Raw genomic sequence first — 23391 nt, 5'->3', positions numbered from 1 at the left:
GTGGTGAGCCTTATCTGCACTTGAACCGATCGTCCAGCCCCCGCCATTTGTTCGGTCACTCAAGGTGACGACGGTTCGTCCCCTTACGGCGCACTTAATCGACCACCTGAGGTCAGGGGACTGTCTGAATAACGATGACATCGGTCATCGAGTTCCCTTCCGGTCAGGCCAGACCAGATCCACCGTTATTCAGACAGTCCCTGCGGAAGTCCCGTGGGCGACCGACGGCAGCAGCGGGAACCGTGGAGCTGGACACGATCGAGTCGTGATTCCGCGGATCGAGCACGGCTTGGGGGAGCATCAGCTCAATAAGAAGGGCGGGCCAAGGAGGCAAGCCACAGAGGGGAGAAGGATTTCCCAGGGGATGCCAGCCGTTTCGCGTCGGGTTGAGACGTCATCGCTGAGGATTTCGAATCCGCGGCGGCTGGACATCCTCGGGTGAGCACCACGGTAGCGGCATAGGGCTGTGTCCTCAAGATGGAGGACACAATCCCGTCAAGAGTTGACGGGGGAGAGAGCCGCGACGAGCATGTCGACATGAGCGATGACGACGAGTTCGAGGACGAACCGCTCGTGAGTGATGACGAGACGGCGAAGTTTGAGAAGGCACTGTTCACGGCAATCCGGGAGTCGCACAAGCTCGACGCGGAGAACGACGACGAGTTGAGGCGTCTTGTCGACGGCACGTTCGACTTGCCGGCCGTGGCCGAACCTGGTGCGGACGACGGCAGTGAGCCCTAGTCTGGGCGTATGGCTGAACCCCTGTTCCCGCGACACGTGACCTCCGTCCTCGTCGAGGAGCACGCCAACAGCATTGTCGTGACGTGGGGGCTAGGCGAGCGGATCGAGACGCCGACGTGGCCGGAATACTTCGGATACGGCGTGGACTACTACGGCCCGGACGGCAATGGGGGGAAGCGGCTGGGTATCAGGTTCGGAAGCAAGGTCGAGGCGTTCATCTTCGACTTCGCCGACGCCAACCAGTCCAACTACGTCGGCGAGAGTGTCGAGGTGCTCGACGAGGGGATCGTTGTCAGCTATCGAGACGCGAGTCTCGGACTGCGAGAGATCGGCCAGATCGCAGCGTTCAGCTACGTTAACGGTGATGATGCGCAGACGCAGCTGCCCGTGACAGTTCTGCGATAGGGCGCCGAGCCTGCGGGCTCAGGACGCCACGCGCGCTTCCCAGTTCAGAGTGGTCATGCGGGTCTCCGATCGGGTGCTGGAGCCATCGTAGAGGGCCGACGCGGGTCTCCTAGCTGAGCCGGTGTGTCCGGTGCTTCCGCCCCTCCACAGAGGCGAGCCCGTAGCCGTCGCGGTCCAGATCAGGCAGCCGCTGCCGTGCTCACGGGAGTGCTTCGCGAGAGCATCCTCGCGCGGGTTGGATTTCGCGATCGTGAAGGTGAACCTGCCGACGGTGATCTCGGTACCTGGCTCGTACATGCTCGACTCCTCAGCAGTACGTCAGCCCGAAGATCTGCGACGACAGACTGAACACCTTGCTGCTGTCGCTCGACGCGAGAGCGCCGTCCTGCTGTGCGGCGCTCGACGCGCGCGATGCCAGATCGCTGTCGTTGCTCAGAGTCGCCGCGGGCACGGAGCTCGCGATCTTGCTCGGCGGCGGATTCACCGCGTTGATGGCGTTCGTCAGCGCGGATGCTGTGTTGCTGAGGTCGCTCACGGCGGACTGGAGCGCGTAGACCGCGTTGCTCGCCGCGGTCTGATCTTGACCGCTTGCAGCGTCCGAAGCGCTCGAATTCTGGCAGCCGGTGTTCACCGCGGCAGCGATCTGCGAGGCATAGGTGGTCATCGCCTGCTGCTCAGCGGCCAGGCCCGCCTGCTCGGCGTCGAGCGCGGCTTGAGCCTTCTCGACGGCCGGTGCCAGCTCGCTGACCGCGGAGTCGTACTGCTGCTGAGCCGCAGCGATCGCGGCATCCGTCTGCGCCTTTGTCGCAGCGGCCTGTTCCTTGGCTACGGCCGCCTTGAACTGGGTGACCGTGCCCGGCTTGAAGTCGAGCTCGACCGTTCCGTTGGAGTTTGTCCCGGTCAGATGGAGATCGGTGTTGCTGATCTTCCCGGTGAACGCGTCGGACGCCAGAGCAGTGCCGAAGTCGAGCGTGATCTTGCCGTCCGCCTCTGTCCCGATGAACGGAGCGTTGTTCGTGGTCACCTGGTAGTTGCTGTCCTGCGAGGAGGACGACTCGTTGCCGCTGAGCTTGCCGTCGGTGTTCGTCCACGACAGGTAGACCGCACCCTGGTAGGTGTCGGCGACCCACTCGGTTGGCTGGGGGCCGATGGCGCTACAGCCGGCCAGTCCAGCAAAGAGCAGCGCCGCAATCGGGACGGCGGACAGGGCTTTGCGCACGCGCAAGAGTGTAGCGGTGGTGAAGAGCACGCAGCAGCGCCCATTACGGGGCCGCTAGTCGCTGCCCCGCTGCGGATACAGTGCAGATCATGGGTTGTGCTCGAAGGCGAGAGATACCCTTCTCATCTACCCTCGCGGCACGCCGAGCATGTTGGTCACCACGACTACGATTGACCTCAAGAAGAGCTGATTCCCCCGACCCGGCTCTTCCCTTCCGAATCCGCGGCGAGCTTCGTGCTCGTCGGGGATTCGGTTTGCTGCGAGATCGGCCGTGTGCTCGCGCAACGTTCAACCCTCGCGTCGCGCTGCCTGCAAGAGACCGGTCCGCAAGGCTGCGACGGCCACGCTCACCTGCTCAGGGCGATGCGGAGGTGCTTCGGCGGCGGCCCACCCCGCCCACTCCTCCAGCTCCTCATCACTCACTAGCGACGGCTCCGGAACAGATGTTTCGTGCTTGGCCGAGTCGGTGAGGAGGTCGCAGAACTCCTCTAGGGTGCGTGTGGAATGGCCGATTGTGAATACGGGCACCGTCACCCCTGCTCAGCTAGCAGGTGCCGGGCGGAGCCTTTGTGTACAGCGACATGGTCCGTTCTGTCGCTGAGGATCTCATACGAAGGCTCGGCAGGTGACGCGTGGTGGGTGTAGCCCTTGAAACGGAAGTCGGCGGTGTGGATCCGCTGGATTTGGCCCGAGACATGACCTGCCTCGGAGTTCCACCCCACGTGCTCGCCGATTGCGAACGCCTGTTCGCTGGTCATGAACCCTCCTCATCGGTGGTGGCCGGACCGATCCGGGCGATTCGGGCGAGCGTGACCGGCCGGTCGGCTCCGACCCTTTCGGAGGATATGAGCCGGCCCGCCGGTCGCTTTGAGAGCAACGACGAATGAGGGGAGTGTTGTCGTCGACGGCTCTCTTCGGCACCGCAGGTAGCGGTGACGTTTCACAGTTCCTTGGTGTCGGGTCCGGGAGGTTGATCGGCTGGGGGGCCACCGGCGGCGAGTACCTGTGGTCCGGCTTTCAGTAGCCGGGCGTGGAGGATGTCCCCGATGAAGAGGTCGTAGAGGATGACGCCGATCACGCCGCCGATCAACGGCCCGAGGATTGGCACCCACATGTATCCGCTGAACCAGGGCCCGTTGCCGGGCACCGCCAGGTTCCCCCAGCCAGCCACCCAGGCCAGCAGCCGGGGGCCGAGGTCACGGGCCGGGTTGATCGCGTACCCGGCGTTCGCACCGTAGGACATGCCGATCGCGGCGACGGCGAAGCCGATAATCAGCGGTCCCAGGTTCGCCTTCACCGCGGTGTTGCGGAGGTCGATCACGGCCACGATCAGCAGGATCAGGAACATCGTCCCGACGATCTGATCGAACAACGGCCCCCACATGTTGCCCTTGTAATACGGAGCAGGGAAGGTCGCGAAGATCGAGAACGAAGCGAGTGTGTGCCCGTTCACCTTCGGTCCCTTGCTCGCGGTGTCGAACGCGCCGATCGCCGCCGCGTACACGCCGAGGACGAGCGCGGCCCCGACGAACGCGCCGAGCAGCTGGGAGAGCATGTACGGCAGCACCTTCACCCAGGCGAACCCTCGCCGCACCGCGAACGCCAGGGTGACAGCGGGGTTGAGGTGCGCGCCGCTGACGCCACCGGCGACATAGACGCCGAAGACGACCGCCATCGCCCAACCCCAGGTGATCAGCAGCCAGTCGCCGGCTCCGAGGAAGAACGTCGTCGGCCCCTCAGTGCGGCCGGAGCCCGGCAGCGCAGCGACGGCCATCGCGACGACGCCGTCGCCGAACGCGATCAGGACGAACGTTCCCAGGAACTCCGCGAGGCACTCGCCCCACAGACCGCTCCTGCGTTTGAGCCCCCAGCCCCGAAACAGGACCGGGATCGTGTCATCGGACATTCCATACCTCCATTGGGAAGCGGCGTGCCATCACGTCGATACGATCAGTGTTACGCAATGCTTGCGAATGCGCAATGAAGGTCTTCTCGGTCTTATGGGACTGTGGGGAGTACGAGGCTGAATCGGCCGTCCGCCGCCGGCCGCTCCCCGGCGGCATGCGCGAACGCACGGAACGCGTGCAACGCACTCGTCCTATCGCGGGGCTCCATCGCCGCGAGCACCTCCGCCAGAGCGGTTCGGCGGTGACCAATCACCCGCTCCACAAGCGAGATGCCCTCCTGCGTCAGGGTGAGATGCACGAAGCGCCGGTCCGCCGGGTTCTCGGAGCGGGCGATCAGCCCCGCCTGCACCAGCTTCTCGCACGTGCGGGTCGCGTTGGAAGCGTGCACACCGAGTTCGGTAGCGATCTCCCCCAGGGTTCGCGGGCCGCGAGTAGCGATCGCCACCAGCACCCGCAATTGCGGGGAAGTGACGACATCCTCGACTTCCAGAACAGACTGCGCCGCGACACGCATCATCACATCCGCCGCCAGGAGCGCGGCATCCACATCCGGTGGGTTCCCACCCTGATCATCCACGCTTTCAGTTGTACCGCGAAACGCTTGCGTTCAGGCAATATTTGCGGAAGTTGAGAGGTGGCTCCGAGGTTGGAGTCAGTGATTCTCTTCTGGCGACGATGGTGCGACAATTGCGTTACCGCAACTAAGGAGGCGATGGTCATGGCGGAGGCAGAGGAGCGTGACCGGGTCGAGGGTCACTACACCCAGAAGGAGCCCGAGACGGCCGAAACTCGAGAGGTCCACGGTCAGTACACCGAGTCCGAAGGCCACCCCGGACCCGAATCAGACATTGTCGGCGCCTACGTGGGCTCGGAGCGCGACGGGGAGCAGCCGCTCGTGCGCAGTTCGCACCTGCGCAGCGGCAACTACCCGAAGGCCGAGCATGAGGGGGCCGAGCACCACCACGGTGCGCACCAGCGGACGACGGGCGACGGAGCCGCAGACGCGTCAGGCGATTCCGGAGCGAAGGACTCCGGGAGTTGAGTGGCGAGGTGGGCGGACTCGGGCGTCCGCTCACCTCGCGACGACGCACGACATCGTCTCCCGGCTCGCGGCAGGGTGGCAGGGTGGTAGGGTACGCCTCGCCCGCCACCAAGCGCGCCGCAGTCGGCCTAGTACGTGCCGCGACCACAGACCTCGCCCCGCATGGCATTCGGTCCAACGCGGTCGCGCCAGGTCTGATCACGCCGGGCATCGGGCTGGTGGGAGGGGTGTCGCACGAGCGCATCCCCGCCTTCATCGAGCACATGGAACGCCAGACCGCGTACCTCCGACCGTTGCCGCGAGTGGGCCGGGCATCCGACGTGGAGCGGGCGGCCCTGTTCTTCGCGAGCGACGATTCCGAGAGGATTAGTGGGGCCATATTGCCAGTCGACGGCGGTGCGGCAGCCATCGTGTTCGGCGGGGCCGCACCGATCGAGCTTCACGGGTCGAGCCCGCGGTGCAGCGGGCTGGTTTTGACTTCCTGGCGAATTGACTTCTAGGACCTCGGAATCGCTCTGCTTTCCGGTGTCAGCTTTTCTACTTCCGCAGGCCTCGCATCAGGGGAAGGTAGTGCTTGACGACCGCCACGCGATATGCCTCGATGTCGCCGTCCTCCGCGGCGCTTAGCATTTCGCCGCGCGGCCTTGTCGAGATCCTGCGCGGGCGGGAGTCCGAGCCGCGGGTATACGACTGTGCTGACCTCCCAAAACGCCGTCACCAGTTGTCCGACTAGCGCATTGTCCAGCGGCGCAAGTATTCCGGAGTGGAACGCACGGTCTTCTTCGGCGAACGACTCGTCCCGCGCGGTCTTTTCCTCCATCATGCGGACGACCTGGTGTAGTGCCGGATTGCTCGTTCCGGAGAGCGTTTCGCAGATCTGCTCTGCAATGGCGAGATCGAGAGCTTCGCGCACCCGTTCTTCTGTCGTCTGGGTTGTCCGCAGCGCGGCGAACGTCCGGGCCGCGCCGCGGACGATCGTCCTTCCTTCTTTACAGTTGCGTGTAGGGGACGGCCGGGTCGACCAGTTTGTCCGGGTCGATGCTCTTGTGTTCGGCGATGAGGGGTTTGATCTCGTCGATCACGTCCCAGACGTTGACGTTCATCGCGGCCTGGATGCGGTTGTCGTCGTCGACCCAGAAGGCGACGAACTCCCGTGCGCCCAGGTCCCCACGGATGAGGACCCGCTCTTCCGACCCGGTGGCGTGGCCGATGTATTCGCAGCCGAGGTCGTACTGGTCGGTGAAGAAGTACGGCAGTTCTGTGTATTCGGTGTCGTGACCCAGCAGGGCGGCTGCCGCGGCGGCGGGCTGGTTCAGGGCGGTGGCCCAGTGCTCGACGCGCACCCGGTGGCCCAGGACGGGGTGGTCGTGGTTGGCGATGTCTCCGACTGCGTACACGTCGGGGTCGCTGCTGCGCAGTGACGCGTCGACGAGGACGCCGTTGTCGATCTGGATGCCGGCGGCTTCGGCGAGGTCGGTGACCGGGGTGACGCCGATGCCGATCACGATCGCGTCGGCCGGGATGGTCTCGCCACTTTTGAGCTGTACGCCGGTGGCGTGGCCGTTCTTGGTGATGATCCCGGTGATCTGCGTCTGAGTGCGCAGATCGACCCCCTGGGAGGTGTGCAGGTCGGCGAACACCTGCGCCACCTTCTCACCGAGGACTCTCAGCAGCGGCAGCGTGCCGCCTTCCAGGATCGTGACCGTGGTCCCGGCGGTGCGGGCGGCGGCCGCGACTTCCAGGCCGATCCATCCGCCGCCGATGACGACCAGCCTCCTGCCGTCGCCAAAGGTGGCGCGGATGGCGTCGGAGTCTTCGAGGGTGCGCAGGTAGTGCACGTTGTCGGCGTCCGCGCCTTCCACCGGCAGGTGCCGGACGTCCGATCCGGTGGCCAGGACGAGCTTGTCGTACGGGATGTTCGTGTCGTCGTCGAGTGCGACCTGGTGCCCGGCGGTGTCGATCGCGGTCGCGCGAATTCCCTGACGCAGGGTGACGTCGTGGTCGTCGTACCATCCGGCGGGGTGGACGACGGCGTCGTCGAAGGAGGCCTTCCCGGCCAGGTAGTCCTTCGACATCGGGGGCCGCTCATACGGCAGGTGGCCCTCGGCGGCGATCAGGGTGATCGTGCCGGTGTGGCCGTTCTCGCGCAATGCCTGGGCGGTCTTGGCACCGGCGAGGCCTCCGCCGATGATGACGATGTTCTCCGGGGCGTTCATTCAGTTCTCCTGGTTCGTGGATTCGGTCAGTTGCGTGTGCAGCCGGGCGGCCAGCTCGCGCCACGCGTCGGCGAACGCGGCGATGCCGTCGCGCTCCAGGGCGGTCACGACATCGTTGTAGTCCACGCCGGTCCGTGCGAGCTCGTCGAGCACGGTCTGCGCCGATTCGAGGGTGCCGGCGATGGCGTCGGCGGGGATGTCGCCGTGGTCTTCCACGGCGCGCAGGGTGGCTTCGGGCATGGTGTTCACCGTGTCGGGTGCGACCAGTTCGGTGACGTACCGGGTGTCGGGGTAGGCGGGGTCCTTGGTGGAGGTCGAGGCCCACAGGGGTCGTTGCGGGCGTGCGCCGGCGGCGGTCAGCGACTTCCACCGCGGGGTTTCCAGCATGTCCTGGAAACGGGCGTAGGCGAGGCGGGCGTTGGCGATCGCCGCCCTCCCGCGCAGTTGAGCGGCCCGGGGTGTTGCGAGTTCGTCGAGGCGCTTGTCGGTCTCGGTGTCGACGCGGGAGACGAAGAACGACGCGACCGAGTCCAGCCCGTGCAGGCTCAGTCCGTTCTCGCGTGCGCGTTCGATGCCGGTCAGCCAGGCGAGCATCACCTGGTCGTACCGGGTGAGGGAGAAGATCAGGGTGATGTTGATGCTGATGCCCTCGGCCAGGCATGCCGTGATGACGGGCAGCCCTTCCAAGGTGGCGGGGATCTTGATGAACAGGTTTGGCCGGTCCACGTCCCACCACAGCGAGCGGGCTTCGGCGATCATCCCGTCGGTGTCGTGGGCGAGTCGGGCGTCGACTTCGATCGACACCCGCCCGTCCACGCCGTCGGTGGCGTCGTACACGGGCCGGAGCACGTCGCAGGCCTCCCGCACATCGTGCGTGGTCAGCTCCCGCAGCGCCTCGTCGACGCCGGCGCCGCGGGCGGCTAGGTCCTCGATCTGCGATCGGTAGGCGTCTCCGGTGCTGATCGCTTTCGCGAAGATCGACGGGTTCGTGGTCACCCCCGACACGTGGCGGTGCTGAACCATGTCGCGGAGGCTGCCGGTGCGGAGCCGTTCCCGGCTCAGGTCGTCCAGCCAGATCGAGACGCCCGCTTCAACCAACCGTGCTAACGGATCAGTCATGAGCGATCCTTCCTCCCCTGTTCTTCGTTCATGTGGTGGTGATGCCGGAGAGTGCGAGGAATTCCTGCCGGGACCGTGGATCTTCCCGCAGCTGACCGAGCAGGGTTGAGGTGACTGTGCTCGATCCGGTCGCGTGCGCGCCGCGCAGGGTCATGCAGGAGTGTTCTGCGATGATCACCACTCCCACCGCCTGCGGGGAGAGGTTCTCCTGCAACCAGTCGGCGACCTGCTTGGTCAGCCGCTCCTGCGTCTGCGGTCGGTACGCGAAGTGCTCGACGATGCGGGCGAGCTTCGACAGACCCACGATTCGTTCCCCTGGAAGGTACCCGACGCTGGCGCGACCTGTGAACGGGAGTAGGTGATGTTCGCAGATCGAGCGAACCGGCACGTCCCGCACCATCACCAGCTCGTCATATCCCTCCTCGTTCGGGAACGTCGTCAGTTCAAACGGGCGCGGTCTGAGCATCTCCGCCCACGCCCGTGCCATCCGCCCAGGCGTGGCCTGCAGATGCTCGGAATCCATCGACACGCCCAGCGCCTCCAAGAAGTCCCGTGCCGCCAGTTCCGCCCGTCCCAGATCTGGATCGCCCGTCCCGTCGATGCGCGGGGGCACAGCATCCGAGCGGGGCATGCTCGAACGTTCACCGGCTGCCGCGACCGCATGCAGCGAGGGCAGTGCCGATGTCACCGCCGATCCCCCGCGCGAGCACCCCACGGCGTGTCGTACTGAGCGGCGAGCCGGGCCAACGCCAGGGCGGCCACGAGGAGGCCGAAATCGCGCAGCGCCACGTCGTAGAACCCGGAATACGTCAGCAGGTTCACGATGATCCCGGCCAGCCACAGGGCGACCACGTAGCTCGCGTAGCGCGGTTTGATCGCGATCGCGATGCCCGCGACGATCTCGACCACGCCGACGACATACATGGCCGTCTGAGCCGAGAACGGCAACAGACCCACAATCCACGGCGCCAGATAGCCCGGCCAGTCGGTCAGCGCGTTGATGAACTTGTCGATGCCCATCCACAGCGGCAGCACCACGAACCCGACCCGCAGAATCCAGAACGCCCCGAACGCCGGCTCTGACCACAGGCGCGTCCAGAATGCCGCCTGCCGCGCCGCCGGCTCCATCGCCGGCTGCGAAATCGCTTCGGACATGACCACACCCTTCTATAACAAATAGGAACATGTTTTAGATTGGCAGCATTCACACCGTTCGTCAAGATAGATTGGTTTTAGAAGGGAGGGCGACCGCGTGGACACCCCAGACCCGAACCAGTACCTCGGCGAGGTGAGCCTGCTGACCGATGACGCCCGCCGACGGCTCTATCAGTTCGTGGCCGGGCAGGACGAGGCGGTCACCCGCGACCAGGCCGCCACGGCCACCGGGATCAGCCGGACCCTGGCCGCCTACCATCTCGACAAGCTCGCCGAGGCGGGGCTCGTCCAGGTCAGCTTCGCCCGCGCGCCCGGGCGCGCCGGACCCGGCGCGGGCCGGCCCGCGAAACGCTACGGACGCAGCTCCCGCGAGATCGCGGTCAGCTTCCCGCCCCGCAGCTACAGCCTGCTCGCCCGGATGCTCGCCACCGCAGCGGACGCCTCACCGTCGGGTCAGTTCCAGGCGGCGCTGGCCACCGCCGCCGAACAGGAAGGCCGAGCGCTCGGCGAGAAGGCCACGGCCATTCCCGATGCGCTGACCGCGGCCGGCTACGATCCGGTCACCAGCATGGGTGGTGACATCATCCTGCGCAACTGCCCCTTCCACAGTGTGGTGCACGAGCACACCGAACTGGTGTGCACGCTCAACGAGGCGTTCATTCAGGGCGCCCTCGAAGGCGTCGGGGCCGACCCGCGACGCGCCGAGCTCTCGCCCTGCACGGGGCGCTGCTGCGTCGTCATCCACCCCGAGCCGCCGCTGCGGCTGCTCGAGGACGTCGAGGATCATGGCGAGGCGAGCGGATGAGCGGGCACGGTTTCACGGTGGTCCCTGCCGCCTACCTCTATCTCTGTCGCGGCGATGAGGTGCTGCTGCAGCTGCGGCAGAACACCGGGTTCATGGATGGCCGGTGGGCGGCTGCCGCCGCCGGACACATCGAGCTCGGCGAGACCGCCGCCGCCGCGGCCTGCCGGGAAGCGGACGAGGAGCTCGGCATCGGCCTCGAGTCTGGCGACCTCGTCCCGGCCACCGTGATGCAACGCACCGACGGGACCTCGGCCCCGCGGGAGCAGCGAGTCGACTGGTTCTTCACGGCCACCGTGTGGGCCGGTCGGCCCCGCATCAGGGAGCCGCGCAAGTGCGCCCGTATCGCCTGGTTACCCCTGACCGACCTGCCCGAGCCCATTCCGCCACATGAGCGGCTGGTGCTCGACGGGCTCGCCGCCGGTCGGCTGAGCGCCTTCACGAGTTACGGGTACTGACACGGTTCCCGCGGGTGGTGTGGCACGACACTGTCAATCCCGGTGCACCATCGTCGGTCCGGTGGCAGGCTGAGATTAGGGTGGCTGGAACAAATGAGGGGAGTGGACGGTGGCGGATTTCGCGAAGAGCGATCATGTGCGGTGGAACTCGGAGGCGGGGACGGTCTCCGGGGTGATCATCAAGGAGCACACCCGTGATGTGGACTAGAAGGGCCACACCCGGCGCTGCACCCCGCTGGACCCGCAATACGAGATCCGCAGCGACAAGACCGACCACATCGCGATGCACAAGAAAGACGCCCTCACCAAGATCCCATGACCGTCGGCGACACGACACCACCCCTGGGGAACAGCGTCTTCACGATCGGGCACTCCACCCGAGACGTCGACGAGGTGGTGCGCATGCTCCGCGCCAACGGCGTGACCATGCTCGTGGACGTGCGCTCGTATCCGTCGTCTCGCGCGTTCCCGCAATGGAACCAGGCGTCCCTCATCGACACGCTGCCCGACGACATCGGCTACAGGTGGATCCGGGATCTCGGCGGGCGCCGTCACACGCCCGCCGGTGTTCACAGCATCAACCAGGGGTGGCGGGTCAAAGCGTTCCGCGACTACGCCGACTACATGAACACCCCGAGCTTCCACACCGGACTCGACGAGCTGCTCAACCTCGCGAGACACAGTGTCCCCGCGATCATGTGCAGCGAAGCGGTCCCCTGGCGCTGCCACCGCCGCCTGATCACCGACGCGCTCCTCATCCGCGGCGTGCAGGTGTACGACATCATGACCGAAGACCACACCCGACCCGCGACCCTCACCCCGTTCGCCCGCGTGGGCGCCGGCACCATCAGCTACCCGGAGGAAGACCACGATGAAGCACGATGACGACCGGGTCCGTGACATCGCGGTCGCGATCCCTGCCGGCGAGGTGATGACCTACGGTCAGATCGCGCAAGGGGCCGGGCTGAACCCGCGCCAGGTGGGACGGATCATCTCCCGCATCTCGGACACCATCCCCTGGTGGCGCATCATCCGCGCAGACGGCACCCCGCCCGCCTGCCACGGCGGCACCGCCTCCGGCATCCTGCACCAGGAGCAGGTCCCCTTCACGGGCACCAAGGTGGACCGGCGCGCACTGCCCGAAACCGCCACAAGGCCACGCTCTACAGTCGCCCACCGGCGCGGGGCCACGGAGGGAGAGCACCGTGACCGCTGACATCGACCAGCTGTGGCCCCACACGCTAACCGCCCTCACCGACGAGCAACTCCTGGACGCCTACGCGCCACCGGCCACGCCCTGGCTACGGATGAACTTCATCTCCAGCCTCGACGGCACCGCCACCCGCGACGACCGCTCCGGCGGGCTCGGGGACGCCGCCGACCGGCGGGTCTTCGAACTTCTCCGACGCTGGGCCGACGTCGTCCTCCTCGGCGCCGGCACCGCCCGCGACGAAGGATACGGGGCCATGAGACTCCCCGACGATGCCGTCCGTTGGCGGATCGCACACGGCCTCGCCCCACAGCCGGCGTTCGCCCTGGTGAGCCGGCATCTCGACCTCGATCCGACGTCACCCATCTTCACCGACGCGCCCATCAGGCCGATCATCTTCACTGTGGCGAACGCCCTCCAAGAAAAACGGCACGCGCTGTCCACCGTCGCCGACATCATCGACACCGGAGACACCTCCGTCGACCCGACCACGCTCCGGGACCATCTGCACGCCCGAGGGCACACCCGGATCCACAGCGAGGGCGGCCCCACCCTGTTCGGCACGTTCATCACGGCAGGAGTCGTCGACGAACTCTGCCTCACACTCGCCCCCACCCTCGAAGCAGGACCCGCCGGCCGCATCACAGACACCGACACCGCCACACCCACCCAGATGCGCCTGGACGCCATCCTGCGTGCCGGAGACGAGCTCCTCCTTCGCTATCGCGCGGATCGCAAACGCCGCTGAAGGGCGTGCGACGCCGCGCTGTGCCGCAGGCCGGTCCCCGGCCGCCGGGCTCCGGGGGTCGGCGACAGCGCCATCATGCGGCTGCCGGCTATTCGAGGCGTGGGCATCAAATCTGGTCGGGCGAAGGGCCGGGGTCGGTGTGCGGAAGGCCGCGGGCGAGCTCGGTGAGCAGGGCGGCTGCGTCGTCCAGTCGTGCGAGTGGGGCGGCTTGACTCAGCCACAGGGATTGCAGATCGCCGGTTCCGCGGCGGGCGGCTTCGGCGCGGAACTGTCCGGTGAGCCAGTTCTGCGCTGGGAAGGGGGCGATCGCCTCGGACTCCTCGATGGCGCGTGTGGCGCGGTTGGGCGCGCCGCGGGCAAGGCGGCCGCTCATCGCTCGGGTGAGGATGGTGCCGTGCGCGGGGGTGGCGGCGATCGCGTAGCGATGCGCGTCGTTGGCCGCGGACTGACGGGTTCGGAGGAAGGCGGTGCCGACCTGGACGCCGTCGGCTCCGAGGGCGAACGCGGCGGCGACGCCGCGGCGGTCGGCGATACCGCCGGCGGCGACCACGGGCACGGTCACCGCGTCGGCGACTTGCGGCACGAGCGCGAGGGTGCCCACGAGCGAGCCCTCGGCCGGTCGCAGGAACGACACGCGGTGGCCGGCGGCTTCGGCGCCGGTGGCCACGATCGCGTCGACGCCACCGGCTTGCAGGGCCGTGGCCTCGTCGACGGTGGTGGCCGTGCCGATCACGCTGATGCCGCGCTCGTGTGCACGGGCGACGACATGGGCCGGCGGGACGCCGTACACGAAGCTGAGTGCCGCGGGGGCGAGGTCGAGGACAGCATCGACCTGTTCGGTGAAGGAGGGCAGATATTGTTCGGGCGGGTCGGGGAGGGGCAGGTCGAACTCGGTGAAGAACTCCGCGACCGCCGCGCGGGCGCGAGTGAACTCGTCGGGCGTCGCGTCGCGTTCGTCGCCGGTGGGTAGCCACAGGTTGACGGCGAATGGGCGGCCCGTGGCGGCCTGCAGACGGGTCATGGTGTCCCGGATACGGTCGGAGGTGTAGCCGTACAGTCCGTAGGAGCCCAGGCCACCGCCGTTGCTGACAGCTGCAGTCAGCTCGACGGAGGAGAGCCCGCCGAAGGGGGCGAGCACGATGGGCTGCTGGATGCCGAGCAGCCGGGTCAGCCGGTCGCTCACGCCTGTTCCTCGACGGGTTCGGCGCCGCAGTTCCAGCACGTCGCGCCGCGCGGCTCGGTGAGGGCGCCGCAGTCGGGGCAGAGCTCGCCCAGCCAGCACGCCGCGTCGCCGCGCGGCACGTCCGGCAGCGGCAGCAGACGGTCCGAGTCGAGATCAGGCATGGTTCCGATCGTATTGCGTCGCCAGGGACGCCTTCCAGGCGGCGAGGGCGCGGACGGTCGCGCTGGGGTCGTGCGCCAGGGCGTTCATCGCGTCGGCGGGGACGTAGTAGTTGATCGCGACCCAGCCGCGGACCTGCTCGGACGGGTCGCGGGCGAGCTGCCGAAGCAGGTCACAGGGAGTGTGCTCGTTGCGGGCGACGCAGCCGCGCACGCCAGGGTCGGGGTCGCGGGCGAGCTCTGCGAACACATCCTCGGGGGTGTGGTAGCTGCTGGCGACGCTCTCGCGGATCTTGGGATTCTCGTCGAGGGCGAGCAGTCGCAGCCGACGGAGCTTGCTCTCGGTCACCGGCGAGGCGGGATGCAAGGCCGCGGCCTGCTCGGCGGTGAGCATCGCTGGTGCCAGCTGGCGCATCTGCGCGCGCTGGGCCGGGGGGTTGAAGCGGATGCACGACATGGGTCACTCCTTCCGGTCGCCGTGCGGGCGGAGGTAGTCGCGCACCATCGCGGCATGGTTCACCTGCGGGTCGTGAGCCGCGTACAGCAATGTCACCGTCGGGTGGTCGCGGAGCCGCCGGCGCAGCTCGTTGACGGCGGGACTGCTATCGAGCTCGACACCGTAGCGGCGGGCGAACTCCTCGAGCCGGGCGGGATCGTGGCGCCACCAGGCGCGCAGCTGCGGCGTGGGTTCGATGTTTCTGAGCCAGCCGTCCAGCTTGGCCGCGTCGCGGGAGACGCCGCGCGGCCAGAGCCGGTCGACGAGCACCCGGTACCCGTCGGACCGGCTGGGCGACTCGTAGGCCCGCTTGATGCGCAGCCGCCCTGTCGTCATCGTCCTTGCGGCGGGTGCTCGGCCACCAGTGGCGTGTCTGCGCCCAGCGGCCCGACCTTCGCAGCCCCGCCGGGCGAGCCGACCGGCCCGGCACAGTCCGGAAGGGTGCTGGTGAAGAAGCGGGCGTTGTCGGCCTGGTACTCGCCCCACTGCTGGGGCAGGTCGTCCTCGTAGAAGATCGCCTGCACGGGGCAGACCGGCTCGCACGCGCCACAGTCGATGCACTCGTCGGGCTGGATGTACAGCGAACGCGCACCCTCGTAGATGCAATCGACCGGGCACTCGTCGACGCAGGCGCGGTCCATCACGTCGATGCAGGGCTCCGCGATGACGTAGGTCATGTCGACGGCCTCCTCAAAACGATGATAAAAAGGACATTACTCCGGTTTATTGGAAGGTGTCGATGACGGTCTGGACGTCGGTGCAGGTGGCGGTCGTGTTCACCTGGCTGGGGATGGTGCTGGCGATCTCGTTCCTCGAGGCGCGGATCAAGTTCCGGGCGCCGGGGATCACGGTCCCGCTCGGGGTCGGCATCGGCCGGCTGGTGTTCCGGGCGCTGAACCTCGTCGAGGCGGGTTTCGCGGTCGTGCTCGCGGTGAGCGTCGCGTTCACCTGGCCGCCCGCGTCCTCGTGGTGGCGCGTCGGCCTGGTCGCGACGGTGCTGCTCGTGCTCGTCGCCGGGGCGGGGGCGCTGCGGCCGCTGATGGATGGACGGGTCCGTCGTGGCGACACCAGCGAGGGCCGGCCCCGGCACTCGCTACACCGCGGCTACATCGTCCTCGAGGTCGCCAAGGTGCTGCTGCTGGTAGCGATCGGCGTGCTCGCGCTGGCAGGCTGAGCAGCCCCGGCCGCCAGGACAGTCAGGACGCCGTCGCGGTGGCCCGATGGCCGAGGGCGACGACGCACAGCTGCGGCTCGACGAACGGCAGCAGCCGCGCCTCAGGCGCGGCCTGGTCGAGGAGCTGTTCGACCAGGCCGCGATGTGCGGCGCAGACCACATCGGGGTGCTCGCGGGCCGCATCCCGGAAGGGGCATGACCGCAGCAGAATCTCGGAGTCCTGCGGTTCGGGGTCGAATCCGAGCCGGTTCAGGACGGCGACGAGGGAGGTGACGGTGGCATCGCCGATCGGGTCGAGGTCCGCGGCCCAGCGCCGACCGGCGCGCACCGCGGCCGCGGCATGGTCGTCCTGGCTGGCGAGCGCGTCGGCGAGCACGCGGATGAGCTGCTCGCGGGAGTCCTCGTCGCGCACCGGCCCGGCGGGGGAGTACAGCATCCGGGGCCGTCCGCGGCGCCTCTCCGCGCCGGTCCTGCGCTGCGCGATCCCGGCCGCGACGAGCTGGTCGAGGTGGAAGCGAGCGGTCGTGACGTGCAGGGCCAGCCGGGCCGCGACCGTCGCCGCATCCAGGGGTGCGGTGGACTCGCGCAGGGTGTCGAGCACCTGACGGCGGCGGGGAGATGCCAGCGCCGCGTGGTAGCCCTCGCTGCGGTCGACCATCCGATCCACGTCCACGGTCTATTCCGAATCGGCGAGTCGATGCGCGGGTTCTACGTAGACGACGCCATCGTGAATCTGGGCGTGGAGGACGCGCAGCGGCTCGCTGGCGGGGAGGGTGAGCGCGGCGCCGGTGACGAGGTCGAACCGGGCGCCGTGCGCCCAGCACTCCACCGTGCGGCCTTCCACGAACCCGTCCGTCAGGGAGATCTCCGCGTGCGTGCAGGTGTCGTCCACGGCGCGCACGGCGCCCTCCTCGTCGCGCACCACGAGCACCGGCCGGCCCTGGACGAGCACCCGCCGCGGGTGGCCGGGGGCCAAGTCCTCCTCGGCGCAGACCGGGGTGAGGTCAGGGGAGGCTGCGGATGTCATCATGCTCCTGCTCGTTGCGGCGGGTGAGGGTCTCGAAGGCGCTGCCGGAGCGTCCGGCGAGGCGGCGCTGCATCGACCCGGCGATCCGGGTGGCCTGCACTCGGGCGCGCTCGGCCACCGGCCCGGCGAACCGGGCGTCGAGTGTCGCTTCCCAGAGGGTCAGCCACCGGTCGAAGTGCTCCGGCCCGAGCGGGTGACGGGCGTGGAGCATCAGATGGAGCTGCAGCGCGTTGCGCCGGTACAGGCCGGCGCCCCACAGCACCGTCTCCCAGAAGTCGCACATGATCGGCAGGTGGCGCTCGAGGTCGAGGTGGGCGACATCGGTGAACACGGGCCCGATGAGCGAGTCGGTGAACGCGGCCCGGTAAAACGCGGTCACTAGCTGCGCGACGTCCTCCCGGTCGACCAGATCACGCACCGGCAGTCCCAACATTGCCCCGTCTGCGGGCGGCGGGCGCCACGCCGCGCAGCGCGTCCCGGTAGACGTGGAACAGCACCCGCTTCCCCAGCCGCACACGATCGACGAGAATATGCAGGATAGCCTCCGGCGGTCCCTGATGCGCGGCGAGATCCGCGTCGGCGACGAGCGCCAGCACCGTCTGGCGCAGCAGCCCCACGTGGCCGCCATACACCGTGAGCTCGGCGCGACCGGCATTAGCAGACCGCGCCCGTGTCAACAGCTCGGCCTGGATCGCGGTCAGGCCTGTCACCGCTACGGCAACGGGCTCATCGGACATCAGGATCCTCCCAACGGGTCGCCGTGGCTATGCAATAAAGAGGATAACGCTACTCTCTAATTAGAAGAATCGGTTGCAAGAGTTTAGGAGCATGCGATGAGCCTGGTGTGCCATGTCGCGATCGAGGACGACTGGGAGATGAGCCACAACATCGGCTCCTATGAGGCCGCAACCCGCGGAGTCGTGCACGGTCCCGATCAGCCCATCCGAGCGGTCCCGGCGGAGCGAGTGCAGACCGTGCTCGATGAGCGCTACCGCGACCTCACGCTGCCGCTGCTGCTGATCGTCCTCGACGCCGACGCGCTCACCGCCGCTGGAATCCCCCTCGCGCCGGATGACGAACACGGCGGGTTCGGCATCGGGGCGCCGATACCGTCAGAAGATCGCTCGATCGTGCGTGCGGTCCTGCCATTGCATCGCGACCGGGATCGCTGGCTTGCCCCGGACCCGCACATCGTGGAACACGCATGACGGTCCCTGAGCCTGATCCCGCCGTGGAAGCAGCCCCTTCGCACGTCGTGGTGACACCGAGCGTGCTGTACGTTGGCACACCTGCCTACCTCATTGCCACCTCGAACCCCGACAGGAGCCCGAACCTCGCGCCAGCGTCGTCCTACTGGGCCCTGGGGCAGATGCTCGTACTCGGTATCGAGTCCGACGGGCAGACCATCCTCAACCTCCGCGATCACGGCGAGCTCACGGTGAACTTCCCCTCCGGTCGACTTTGGCGCGCCGTCGTGGAGCTCGGGTCGCTGACGGGACGCCACCCGGTGCCGGCTGTGAAGGCAGCCCGGTACCGGTACGAGCCGGACAAGTTCAACGCCGCGGGCCTGACGCCGCAACCGTCGGACCTGGTCGCGCCGCCGCGGGTGACCGAATGCCGACTGCAGTTCGAGGCGCGGGTGCGCCGCATCACGCCCGGCGTGGACGGTTGCTACTCGATGGTGGAAGCAGAAGTACTACGCGTGCACGCCGACCCCAGCATCCTGAAAGCCGGCACCGAGCTGATCGACCCGACCCGATGGGACCCCCTCGTCTACAGCTTCCGACACTTCTTCCAGCGCGGCACGGAACTCGGTTGGCTCGCCTCAAGTCCAACTGCGCCCACCGCGCGGCAAGTGGAGGTGTAGATCGTCCGACCCCATGAATTCGGCTCATTCACCTTCCCTCTCGCCATGGTTGCCCCAGCGTTCTACGGCCTGGCAATCGGCGCGCTTTCTGGTTCACCGACACCCGAGCTGGACCGAGGCTCGACACGCAATCTCGTCCGCGCGGGAGGAGCCCAACTCGCATTCTTCGTGGTGGTTGCAGGCATCTTCGTTGGAGCCCTTGCCACCTCCCCAATCAATGGCCAAAGCATTCTCTCGGCAGAACGCAACCTACTCGGATTCACTGGCATAACGCTCGTTTGTGCTGCCATCGTGGGTCCCAAATTGAGCTGGAATATCCCGCTCGCCCGGATCACCCTTCCTCCGTTCTACTTCGTCAATCGAGAAGATGACCCAGTGGGGATAGCGACCTTCTACGCGCAAGCAGACGATCAACTCAGCTCGTTGATCTTCTGCCTCATTGTCGCGGGGGTGGGTCTGGCGTTGGCGGTTGGTTTCGAAACCGCTCGGTCTCCGTTGCGGGTGCTCCGCTAGCTTGCTTGCGCAAGCCATGAAGTTGCGCGTTTGTTAGAAAACGTGATCACGTGGCGTGCTCGGTGCGGGTCTTTCAAGTTGTCCGTCATCGCCAGGGCTCGGATTCAGATCAAAATTCGAAGTCGATGACACATCAGCGTGCGAACGCCCGGAAGGTCGGCATCGGTAGGTCGACGGCTCCTTCCGGCCGGAGCCGGATTGCCCGCTCGCGTTTGGTACGCAGATGGTCGAGCGTGACTTCAATCCCCTCGATCTCCCCGCGCCAACCCTCAGCTTCTGCGCGTTCTCGACGTGCCAGGAGGTCGAATTCGAGGTCATCGAGTCGGGCGATCAGCTGTGGCTCGACGTGGAGCATTGGACAGCGTACGCAGGCGTGCTCGTGTGCGCATGGCGTACCGTAGGGTCGGCCGCAGGAGCCGAGTTCTACCTTGCGTTTGTCGAAGTGCTCCTCGAACTCTTTCCATTCGGAAACAGTTGTGCCGCGGTATTCGTCCTGAGGTCGCAGCTGCCGTCTTCTGGTTAGGTGGAGCTGGTAGTGGCGAACGACATCCTCGTCGAATACGGCAACGTAGCCACGCGTTGTCTGCAGGCTTGCGTGACCGAGGAGGGCTGCGCCGATGTGGACGGGTAGCCCGTTGTTCACGAGGTCTGTCGCGAACAGCCTTCGGAAGTCGTGTGGCGTAAACGTCAACCCGTGGAACTGCGGGTGGCGTTCTGCCACTTCTTGGCATGCTCGGTGGATCATTCTGGCGATGGTCGTCGGACTCATCACACCGGTGGTCTGCCCGCTGCTTCGTTGGAAGAGGAATGGCATCGGCTCGGTATGCTGTCGCTCGTGGGGATCCCAGCGGCGTACCAGCGGGATCGCCCCGAGCGTGTCGGTCTGCCGGCGGATGACTTGGGCGATCACGTGGAGAAGTTCGGGCGACATTGGGATAACTCGTTCCCGGTCCGTCTTGGACGGTGTCACGACGAGCAGCGCGACGAGCTCGCCGTTCGATCGCCGATACTGCCGGACCGAGAGGTGGGACAACTCCAGCAGTTCCTCATGGCGGATACCGGTCAGGCGTAGTACCTCGATGATCGCCCAGGTCCAGAAGGCCCTGGCCTCCTCGGCCTGGATGTCGATGGTGGGGCCACCGTCGGCCGGCTGAATCCGGAGCGGACCGTTCTCTGCGGGGGGCTCGAGGGCGGCGCCGCGGCGTGAGCGTGGACCGGCGTGTGGGAACCTGGCGGCGCTCGGATGCGGCGCGATCCGCATGTAGCGGTGGCCGTTCACTTCGAATTCGGTCCCGGCGGGTGCTTCTGCGGCGGCGAGCAGAGCGCTCATCTGGTCACGCACCGCCATGACGTGGTCGACCAGCAGCTCCAGCAGCGGCTGACGGGCGCGGGTCCGGTCGGCGATTCGCTCAGCCTGGCGTCGTCGGCCGGCGCTGTAGCCGCGGCTGGCGATGGGTGGGATCGGGCAGCGGGCGACCCATGGTCCCCATCGTGCCGGGTCCTCGATCGCCCAGGTCTGGATGTCCAGGTAAAGCGCGCGCACGGTGACCAGGAGGTCCCAGATGCTCTGGCGGGGTCGCCGTCCCTCCGCAGTCTGCACGGAGTCGATCTCGGCGCGCCAAGCTTCATATGTGGTCTCGCTGAGGTCCAGGCAATCCTGGTCGGGGTTCATCCGCTCGATGATGCACCAGAAGTTGCGGGTCAAAGCCCGGACCAGGTGGCTGAGGGTGGAGTAGTCCATCCCAAGTGCCCCGCGGTGAGAAATGTAGTCGATGAGGAGCTGGCGCACCCCAGCGTTGGAAACGCCGTATGAGTCGACCATTTCTGCCACGCTCTTACGCCCACCCACCGTGGCGAGGCGCATGGTCACGGGCGTGCCCTCCGGGAACCTGCCGGCGTCGAACAGCACCTGCCAGACCAGGGCTCCCGATAGCTTGCGGGTGTTCTTGTCCCGCGCGGTGCTGACTTCTCGCAACGCCAGACCAAAGTGCATCAAACCGCCGGGTGTGATGGCGCAAGCAGGGATGGCCTGGACGGTGAGCATGTAGGACAGGTCGGTGAGGGTCTGATTGCGTGACTTCGCGCTCACCGGAGCAGCCTCGATCGCAGCAGTGAGAGCAGCCAAGTCGTCGTCGCCGAGTTGGCTCCCGATGAAGATCTTGAAGAAGTCGGAGACCGCAGTTGTCCGCAGTACGCGCAGCGACGGGACCAGGACCCTGAGGGCGACGAGCCATGAGAAGCCGCTGGTCATCGTCCAACTCGCGGCCGGTGCAGGGTTGAGCGATTGGAGCGCGCTCGTTGAGGTCTCCCAGCCGCTCGCGTCCCACCGCTCCTGCCAGGTGTCTCCCGGGAAGGTGCTCAGGTGCTCGGCGAAACGCCGGATGGAGCGCGAGCGCTTATCAAGTTGAGTGGCCGACCGCGGAAGAACGGAGCAGGCCGCGGAGACCAGGGCTTCAACCGGTGCCGACCTCAAATCTCCGAGCGGCCCCGGCAGTCGAGGCTGAGGCGCCAGCGGCTCAACGATCTCCGCGCTGCCCCACGACTTCTTCGAAGGCGGCTCGGAGCGGGTGTCGTCGCCCTGCGGTGCCTCTCTCCTGCTCCAGACGCCGGTCGTGGACACGGTCGCGCTACTCACCGGCACCTCCGAAGATGATCGCAATGTCCTCAGCGGCGTAACCGGACGCGAACCGTGGCGGTGGCAGCGCGGGACGGGAATAGTGTTCGTGCACCTTGTCGATGACCTCCTCGATGCGTGGGGTGGTGTAGATGCTGGTGGTCCGCAGGTCAGCGTGGCCGAGTACGACCTGCAGCTCGGGCAGAGTCAGGACGCCGCTGTTCACCATCCGCATCGCCGCCGTGTGCCGGAGATCGTGCAACGTCCAGTTCGTACCGAGCCTGCCGTTCGCTCGCTGCAGCACCCGGCGGGCGGCGCCATAGGTCAGTGGGCGCGTCTCTCCCCGAACGGTCCGCCAGAGCGGTCCGCTGGAGGGATCGACGAAGGTGCCCAGGTATCGGCTGAGCCACGTCAGTGCTTCCGGCGACAACGGGACCAGACGCCGCTCACGCGACCCCTTGGAGACCACTGACATCCGCTGCCCAGCCCAATCCACGTCCTCGAGCCGAGCTCCAAGCAGCTCCTCGGCACGCGCCCCAGAGGTGACAAAGCAAGCGACCAACGCTCGATCACGGTCCGTCGGCATCTGCGCGAAGAACTCGTCCCACATCGCATCCGGGATCGACCGCGGCGCGCGCGAATGTGCGCGCTGCCGGTACGCCCCGCGCCGGTACGCCTGACGAGGCTCAAGTGGGCTGCGGTGGGCGAGCGCGCGACGACGAGCAGGTGACTCCGGGACCGGGTTGACTACTGGCCCTCGGGCCCAGTGCGCGTGGAAGTCGTAGAAACCGCGCACGGCGGCCAGGGTGAGGTTGACGGTCGCCGCGCCGTAGCCCGCGCCGAGATTCGGCTTTCCCGTCTTGAGATTCACCGCGGGCGCACCAGCCTGGCGACGACGTTGGGGATTCGGTGCGAGGCGAAGCCAGCCCACCAGAACGGCTGTCTCTGCCTCGGTAGCCCTCTCCCAGCCGACGTCGAGCTGCCAAAGCACGCGGAACCAGGTGAGAGCGGCGTAGCAGTACGACCGGATTGTGCGCGGACTGTGGTCCCCGACGACCATGTAACGCACCCACGCGCTGACCGACTCGACGACCCGACCCTCGCCATCGAGCACCAGGTACGGCTCCGTCGGGCCGGGCCCGGCGCGCACACTTCCCACGCGCGCCAGCGGTACGTCGCCTGTGAGCAGGCCACGACCGACCGGGTCTTCCGAGTTGTCCGGTTCGCTCACGGTAGTGCTCCTCGCCACGGCTGATTGGGGCCGTACCATCGGTCTACCAACGCGAAATCGCCCGCTGTGGCGACGCGCTGGTGGTGCAGTTAACTCACCATTCGCG

33 protein-coding genes and 1 pseudogene are annotated in these 23391 nt (G+C 67.3%); 14 read left to right on the top strand and 20 right to left on the bottom strand.

Annotated features, from left to right (window positions below):
* The first annotated feature begins 537 nt into the window (after nucleotides 1–537).
* Nucleotides 538–741 (top strand): hypothetical protein, encoded by a 204-nt coding sequence (locus AC1ROW_RS21600; protein WP_493021660.1) that lies wholly within the window; start codon nucleotides 538–540, stop codon nucleotides 739–741.
* Between the two features lie 9 nt (nucleotides 742–750).
* Entirely contained in the window at nucleotides 751–1146 is a 396-nt protein-coding gene (locus AC1ROW_RS21595; RefSeq protein WP_493021658.1) for a hypothetical protein, read from the top strand.
* A gap of 307 nt (nucleotides 1147–1453) precedes the next feature.
* Here the strand turns inward: AC1ROW_RS21595 and AC1ROW_RS21590 are convergent, their stop codons facing one another.
* The 4 genes from AC1ROW_RS21590 to AC1ROW_RS21575 form a co-directional block, all read right to left on the bottom strand.
* Nucleotides 1454–2365, bottom strand: a complete 912-nt coding sequence (locus tag AC1ROW_RS21590; RefSeq protein WP_493021657.1) for a hypothetical protein — start codon at nucleotides 2363–2365, stop codon at nucleotides 1454–1456.
* Nucleotides 2366–2895: 530 nt separating this feature from the next.
* Nucleotides 2896–3123: a hypervirulence associated TUDOR domain-containing protein gene (locus tag AC1ROW_RS21585; protein WP_493021655.1), complete on the bottom strand. Its 228-nt coding sequence runs from the start codon at nucleotides 3121–3123 to the stop codon at nucleotides 2896–2898.
* Nucleotides 3124–3305: 182 nt separating this feature from the next.
* Nucleotides 3306–4271 carry an MIP/aquaporin family protein gene (locus AC1ROW_RS21580; RefSeq protein WP_493021653.1) on the bottom strand — a complete coding sequence of 322 codons (966 nt, stop codon included), beginning with the start codon at nucleotides 4269–4271 and terminating at the stop codon, nucleotides 3306–3308.
* A gap of 92 nt (nucleotides 4272–4363) precedes the next feature.
* Entirely contained in the window at nucleotides 4364–4849 is a 486-nt protein-coding gene (locus AC1ROW_RS21575) for a MarR family transcriptional regulator (protein ID WP_493021651.1), read from the bottom strand.
* 141 nt (nucleotides 4850–4990) lie between these two features.
* Here AC1ROW_RS21575 and AC1ROW_RS21570 point away from each other — a divergent pair, with 141 nt between their 5' ends.
* The gene (locus tag AC1ROW_RS21570; RefSeq protein ID WP_493021649.1) at nucleotides 4991–5314 is read left to right on the top strand and encodes a hypothetical protein; all 324 of its coding nucleotides are present in this window, start codon (nucleotides 4991–4993) and stop codon (nucleotides 5312–5314) included.
* A gap of 8 nt (nucleotides 5315–5322) precedes the next feature.
* A complete protein-coding gene (locus AC1ROW_RS21565) occupies nucleotides 5323–5814 on the top strand; it encodes an SDR family NAD(P)-dependent oxidoreductase (RefSeq protein WP_493021647.1) in 492 nt (163 codons plus the stop codon).
* Here the strand turns inward: AC1ROW_RS21565 and AC1ROW_RS21560 are convergent.
* The 5 genes from AC1ROW_RS21560 to AC1ROW_RS21540 all read right to left on the bottom strand — a co-directional run bounded on the left by AC1ROW_RS21560 (nucleotide 5811) and on the right by AC1ROW_RS21540 (nucleotide 9804).
* Nucleotides 5811–6227, bottom strand: a complete 417-nt coding sequence (locus AC1ROW_RS21560; RefSeq protein ID WP_493021645.1) for an FCD domain-containing protein — start codon at nucleotides 6225–6227, stop codon at nucleotides 5811–5813. The two genes, AC1ROW_RS21565 and AC1ROW_RS21560, sit on opposite strands and share 4 nt — an antisense overlap.
* A 76-nt stretch (nucleotides 6228–6303) precedes the next feature.
* Nucleotides 6304–7530, bottom strand: coding sequence for an NAD(P)/FAD-dependent oxidoreductase (locus AC1ROW_RS21555; protein ID WP_493021643.1), 1227 nt, complete (start codon nucleotides 7528–7530; stop codon nucleotides 6304–6306).
* Nucleotides 7531–8649, bottom strand: coding sequence for a transaldolase (gene tal / locus AC1ROW_RS21550; RefSeq protein WP_493021641.1), 1119 nt, complete (start codon nucleotides 8647–8649; stop codon nucleotides 7531–7533).
* Between the two features lie 28 nt (nucleotides 8650–8677).
* Complete coding sequence (gene folE, locus AC1ROW_RS21545) at nucleotides 8678–9337, bottom strand: GTP cyclohydrolase I (protein ID WP_493021640.1); 660 nt, start codon at nucleotides 9335–9337, stop codon at nucleotides 8678–8680.
* On the bottom strand, nucleotides 9334–9804 hold the full coding sequence (locus AC1ROW_RS21540) for a hypothetical protein (protein WP_493021638.1): 471 nt from the start codon (nucleotides 9802–9804) through the stop codon (nucleotides 9334–9336). The genes folE and AC1ROW_RS21540 overlap by 4 nt, the downstream gene beginning before the upstream one ends.
* Nucleotides 9805–9901: 97 nt before the next feature.
* On the opposite strand from AC1ROW_RS21540, the gene AC1ROW_RS21535 reads away from it, so the two are divergent.
* The 6 genes and pseudogenes from AC1ROW_RS21535 (at nucleotide 9902) to AC1ROW_RS21510 (ending at nucleotide 13022) form a co-directional block, all read left to right on the top strand.
* On the top strand, nucleotides 9902–10609 hold the full coding sequence (locus AC1ROW_RS21535; protein ID WP_493021636.1) for a helix-turn-helix transcriptional regulator: 708 nt from the start codon (nucleotides 9902–9904) through the stop codon (nucleotides 10607–10609).
* Nucleotides 10606–11064 carry an NUDIX domain-containing protein gene (locus AC1ROW_RS21530; RefSeq protein ID WP_493021634.1) on the top strand — a complete coding sequence of 153 codons (459 nt, stop codon included), beginning with the start codon at nucleotides 10606–10608 and terminating at the stop codon, nucleotides 11062–11064. The genes AC1ROW_RS21535 and AC1ROW_RS21530 overlap by 4 nt, the downstream gene beginning before the upstream one ends.
* 220 nt (nucleotides 11065–11284) lie before the next feature.
* Nucleotides 11285–11383: pseudogene (locus AC1ROW_RS21525) on the top strand (hypervirulence associated TUDOR domain-containing protein); the annotation flags it as partial.
* The gene (locus tag AC1ROW_RS21520; protein ID WP_493021632.1) at nucleotides 11380–11949 is read left to right on the top strand and encodes a DUF488 domain-containing protein; all 570 of its coding nucleotides are present in this window, start codon (nucleotides 11380–11382) and stop codon (nucleotides 11947–11949) included. The pseudogene AC1ROW_RS21525 and the gene AC1ROW_RS21520, both read left to right, overlap by 4 nt.
* Nucleotides 11936–12280, top strand: coding sequence for an MGMT family protein (locus AC1ROW_RS21515; RefSeq protein WP_493021630.1), 345 nt, complete (start codon nucleotides 11936–11938; stop codon nucleotides 12278–12280). Before AC1ROW_RS21520 ends, AC1ROW_RS21515 begins: the two co-directional genes overlap by 14 nt.
* Nucleotides 12270–13022 carry a pyrimidine reductase family protein gene (locus AC1ROW_RS21510; protein WP_493021628.1) on the top strand — a complete coding sequence of 251 codons (753 nt, stop codon included), beginning with the start codon at nucleotides 12270–12272 and terminating at the stop codon, nucleotides 13020–13022. Before AC1ROW_RS21515 ends, AC1ROW_RS21510 begins: the two co-directional genes overlap by 11 nt.
* Nucleotides 13023–13128: 106 nt before the next feature.
* Here AC1ROW_RS21510 and AC1ROW_RS21505 read toward each other — a convergent pair whose 3' ends face one another.
* From AC1ROW_RS21505 to fdxA, 5 genes are read right to left on the bottom strand one after another with little or no spacing between them, the layout of a single operon-like run.
* Nucleotides 13129–14205 carry an NAD(P)H-dependent flavin oxidoreductase gene (locus AC1ROW_RS21505; protein ID WP_493021626.1) on the bottom strand — a complete coding sequence of 359 codons (1077 nt, stop codon included), beginning with the start codon at nucleotides 14203–14205 and terminating at the stop codon, nucleotides 13129–13131.
* Entirely contained in the window at nucleotides 14202–14366 is a 165-nt protein-coding gene (locus AC1ROW_RS21500) for a hypothetical protein (protein ID WP_493021624.1), read from the bottom strand. The genes AC1ROW_RS21505 and AC1ROW_RS21500 overlap by 4 nt, the downstream gene beginning before the upstream one ends.
* The gene (locus tag AC1ROW_RS21495; RefSeq protein ID WP_493021622.1) at nucleotides 14359–14820 is read right to left on the bottom strand and encodes a hypothetical protein; all 462 of its coding nucleotides are present in this window, start codon (nucleotides 14818–14820) and stop codon (nucleotides 14359–14361) included. Before AC1ROW_RS21495 ends, AC1ROW_RS21500 begins: the two co-directional genes overlap by 8 nt.
* A 3-nt stretch (nucleotides 14821–14823) precedes the next feature.
* Complete coding sequence (locus AC1ROW_RS21490; protein WP_493021620.1) at nucleotides 14824–15195, bottom strand: DUF488 domain-containing protein; 372 nt, start codon at nucleotides 15193–15195, stop codon at nucleotides 14824–14826.
* Nucleotides 15192–15536, bottom strand: coding sequence for a ferredoxin (fdxA, locus tag AC1ROW_RS21485; RefSeq protein WP_493021618.1), 345 nt, complete (start codon nucleotides 15534–15536; stop codon nucleotides 15192–15194). The genes AC1ROW_RS21490 and fdxA overlap by 4 nt, the downstream gene beginning before the upstream one ends.
* A gap of 62 nt (nucleotides 15537–15598) precedes the next feature.
* Here fdxA and AC1ROW_RS21480 point away from each other — a divergent pair, with 62 nt between their 5' ends.
* Nucleotides 15599–16033, top strand: coding sequence for a hypothetical protein (locus AC1ROW_RS21480; protein WP_493021616.1), 435 nt, complete (start codon nucleotides 15599–15601; stop codon nucleotides 16031–16033).
* Between the two features lie 22 nt (nucleotides 16034–16055).
* On the opposite strand, the gene AC1ROW_RS21475 is transcribed toward AC1ROW_RS21480, so the two are convergent.
* The 4 genes from AC1ROW_RS21475 to AC1ROW_RS21460 are packed head-to-tail and all read right to left on the bottom strand — an operon-like array spanning nucleotide 16056 to nucleotide 17797.
* Nucleotides 16056–16691, bottom strand: a complete 636-nt coding sequence (locus AC1ROW_RS21475) for a helix-turn-helix transcriptional regulator (RefSeq protein ID WP_493021662.1) — start codon at nucleotides 16689–16691, stop codon at nucleotides 16056–16058.
* 18 nt (nucleotides 16692–16709) lie between these two features.
* Nucleotides 16710–17063, bottom strand: coding sequence for a non-heme iron oxygenase ferredoxin subunit (locus AC1ROW_RS21470; protein ID WP_493021614.1), 354 nt, complete (start codon nucleotides 17061–17063; stop codon nucleotides 16710–16712).
* Nucleotides 17038–17478 carry a group III truncated hemoglobin gene (locus AC1ROW_RS21465; RefSeq protein WP_493021612.1) on the bottom strand — a complete coding sequence of 147 codons (441 nt, stop codon included), beginning with the start codon at nucleotides 17476–17478 and terminating at the stop codon, nucleotides 17038–17040. The genes AC1ROW_RS21470 and AC1ROW_RS21465 overlap by 26 nt, the downstream gene beginning before the upstream one ends.
* Nucleotides 17471–17797: a hypothetical protein gene (locus tag AC1ROW_RS21460; protein ID WP_493021610.1), complete on the bottom strand. Its 327-nt coding sequence runs from the start codon at nucleotides 17795–17797 to the stop codon at nucleotides 17471–17473. Before AC1ROW_RS21460 ends, AC1ROW_RS21465 begins: the two co-directional genes overlap by 8 nt.
* Nucleotides 17798–17893: 96 nt before the next feature.
* On the opposite strand from AC1ROW_RS21460, the gene AC1ROW_RS21455 reads away from it, so the two are divergent.
* From AC1ROW_RS21455 to AC1ROW_RS21445, 3 genes are read left to right on the top strand one after another with little or no spacing between them, the layout of a single operon-like run.
* Nucleotides 17894–18268, top strand: a complete 375-nt coding sequence (locus AC1ROW_RS21455; RefSeq protein WP_493021608.1) for a hypothetical protein — start codon at nucleotides 17894–17896, stop codon at nucleotides 18266–18268.
* Nucleotides 18269–18291: 23 nt separating this feature from the next.
* The gene (locus AC1ROW_RS21450) at nucleotides 18292–18927 is read left to right on the top strand and encodes a flavin reductase family protein (protein ID WP_493021606.1); all 636 of its coding nucleotides are present in this window, start codon (nucleotides 18292–18294) and stop codon (nucleotides 18925–18927) included.
* A gap of 45 nt (nucleotides 18928–18972) precedes the next feature.
* On the top strand, nucleotides 18973–19440 hold the full coding sequence (locus tag AC1ROW_RS21445) for a hypothetical protein (RefSeq protein ID WP_493021604.1): 468 nt from the start codon (nucleotides 18973–18975) through the stop codon (nucleotides 19438–19440).
* 133 nt (nucleotides 19441–19573) lie between these two features.
* Here AC1ROW_RS21445 and AC1ROW_RS21440 read toward each other — a convergent pair whose 3' ends face one another.
* Together AC1ROW_RS21440 and AC1ROW_RS21435 are read right to left on the bottom strand one after the other, a co-directional pair.
* Nucleotides 19574–22060, bottom strand: coding sequence for a tyrosine-type recombinase/integrase (locus AC1ROW_RS21440; protein ID WP_493021602.1), 2487 nt, complete (start codon nucleotides 22058–22060; stop codon nucleotides 19574–19576).
* 7 nt (nucleotides 22061–22067) lie between these two features.
* Nucleotides 22068–23285: a tyrosine-type recombinase/integrase gene (locus tag AC1ROW_RS21435; protein WP_493021600.1), complete on the bottom strand. Its 1218-nt coding sequence runs from the start codon at nucleotides 23283–23285 to the stop codon at nucleotides 22068–22070.
* Between the last annotated feature and the right edge of the window lie 106 nt (nucleotides 23286–23391).

Source organism: Leifsonia sp. GW821-FHT13C09, from assembly GCF_058806435.1.
The sequence above is the reverse complement of the archived record's forward strand: the minus strand, read 5'-3'. Positions and strand labels throughout refer to the sequence as shown.

Coding starts and splice junctions, on each gene's coding strand:
- AC1ROW_RS21480 (WP_493021616.1), top strand. CDS start 15,599: ATGACGGTCTGGACGTCGGTGCAGGTGGCGGTCGTGTTCACCTGGCTG.
- AC1ROW_RS21540 (WP_493021638.1), bottom strand. CDS start 9,804: ATGTCCGAAGCGATTTCGCAGCCGGCGATGGAGCCGGCGGCGCGGCAG.
- AC1ROW_RS21555 (WP_493021643.1), bottom strand. CDS start 7,530: ATGAACGCCCCGGAGAACATCGTCATCATCGGCGGAGGCCTCGCCGGT.
- AC1ROW_RS21445 (WP_493021604.1), top strand. CDS start 18,973: ATGGTTGCCCCAGCGTTCTACGGCCTGGCAATCGGCGCGCTTTCTGGT.
- AC1ROW_RS21455 (WP_493021608.1), top strand. CDS start 17,894: ATGAGCCTGGTGTGCCATGTCGCGATCGAGGACGACTGGGAGATGAGC.
- AC1ROW_RS21530 (WP_493021634.1), top strand. CDS start 10,606: ATGAGCGGGCACGGTTTCACGGTGGTCCCTGCCGCCTACCTCTATCTC.
- AC1ROW_RS21520 (WP_493021632.1), top strand. CDS start 11,380: ATGACCGTCGGCGACACGACACCACCCCTGGGGAACAGCGTCTTCACG.
- AC1ROW_RS21495 (WP_493021622.1), bottom strand. CDS start 14,820: ATGTCGTGCATCCGCTTCAACCCCCCGGCCCAGCGCGCGCAGATGCGC.
- AC1ROW_RS21460 (WP_493021610.1), bottom strand. CDS start 17,797: ATGTCCGATGAGCCCGTTGCCGTAGCGGTGACAGGCCTGACCGCGATC.
- AC1ROW_RS21600 (WP_493021660.1), top strand. CDS start 538: ATGAGCGATGACGACGAGTTCGAGGACGAACCGCTCGTGAGTGATGAC.
- AC1ROW_RS21490 (WP_493021620.1), bottom strand. CDS start 15,195: ATGACGACAGGGCGGCTGCGCATCAAGCGGGCCTACGAGTCGCCCAGC.
- AC1ROW_RS21570 (WP_493021649.1), top strand. CDS start 4,991: ATGGCGGAGGCAGAGGAGCGTGACCGGGTCGAGGGTCACTACACCCAG.
- AC1ROW_RS21470 (WP_493021614.1), bottom strand. CDS start 17,063: ATGATGACATCCGCAGCCTCCCCTGACCTCACCCCGGTCTGCGCCGAG.
- AC1ROW_RS21515 (WP_493021630.1), top strand. CDS start 11,936: ATGAAGCACGATGACGACCGGGTCCGTGACATCGCGGTCGCGATCCCT.
- fdxA (WP_493021618.1), bottom strand. CDS start 15,536: ATGACCTACGTCATCGCGGAGCCCTGCATCGACGTGATGGACCGCGCC.
- AC1ROW_RS21500 (WP_493021624.1), bottom strand. CDS start 14,366: ATGCCTGATCTCGACTCGGACCGTCTGCTGCCGCTGCCGGACGTGCCG.
- AC1ROW_RS21580 (WP_493021653.1), bottom strand. CDS start 4,271: ATGTCCGATGACACGATCCCGGTCCTGTTTCGGGGCTGGGGGCTCAAA.
- AC1ROW_RS21475 (WP_493021662.1), bottom strand. CDS start 16,691: ATGGTCGACCGCAGCGAGGGCTACCACGCGGCGCTGGCATCTCCCCGC.
- tal (WP_493021641.1), bottom strand. CDS start 8,649: ATGACTGATCCGTTAGCACGGTTGGTTGAAGCGGGCGTCTCGATCTGG.
- AC1ROW_RS21585 (WP_493021655.1), bottom strand. CDS start 3,123: ATGACCAGCGAACAGGCGTTCGCAATCGGCGAGCACGTGGGGTGGAAC.
- AC1ROW_RS21595 (WP_493021658.1), top strand. CDS start 751: ATGGCTGAACCCCTGTTCCCGCGACACGTGACCTCCGTCCTCGTCGAG.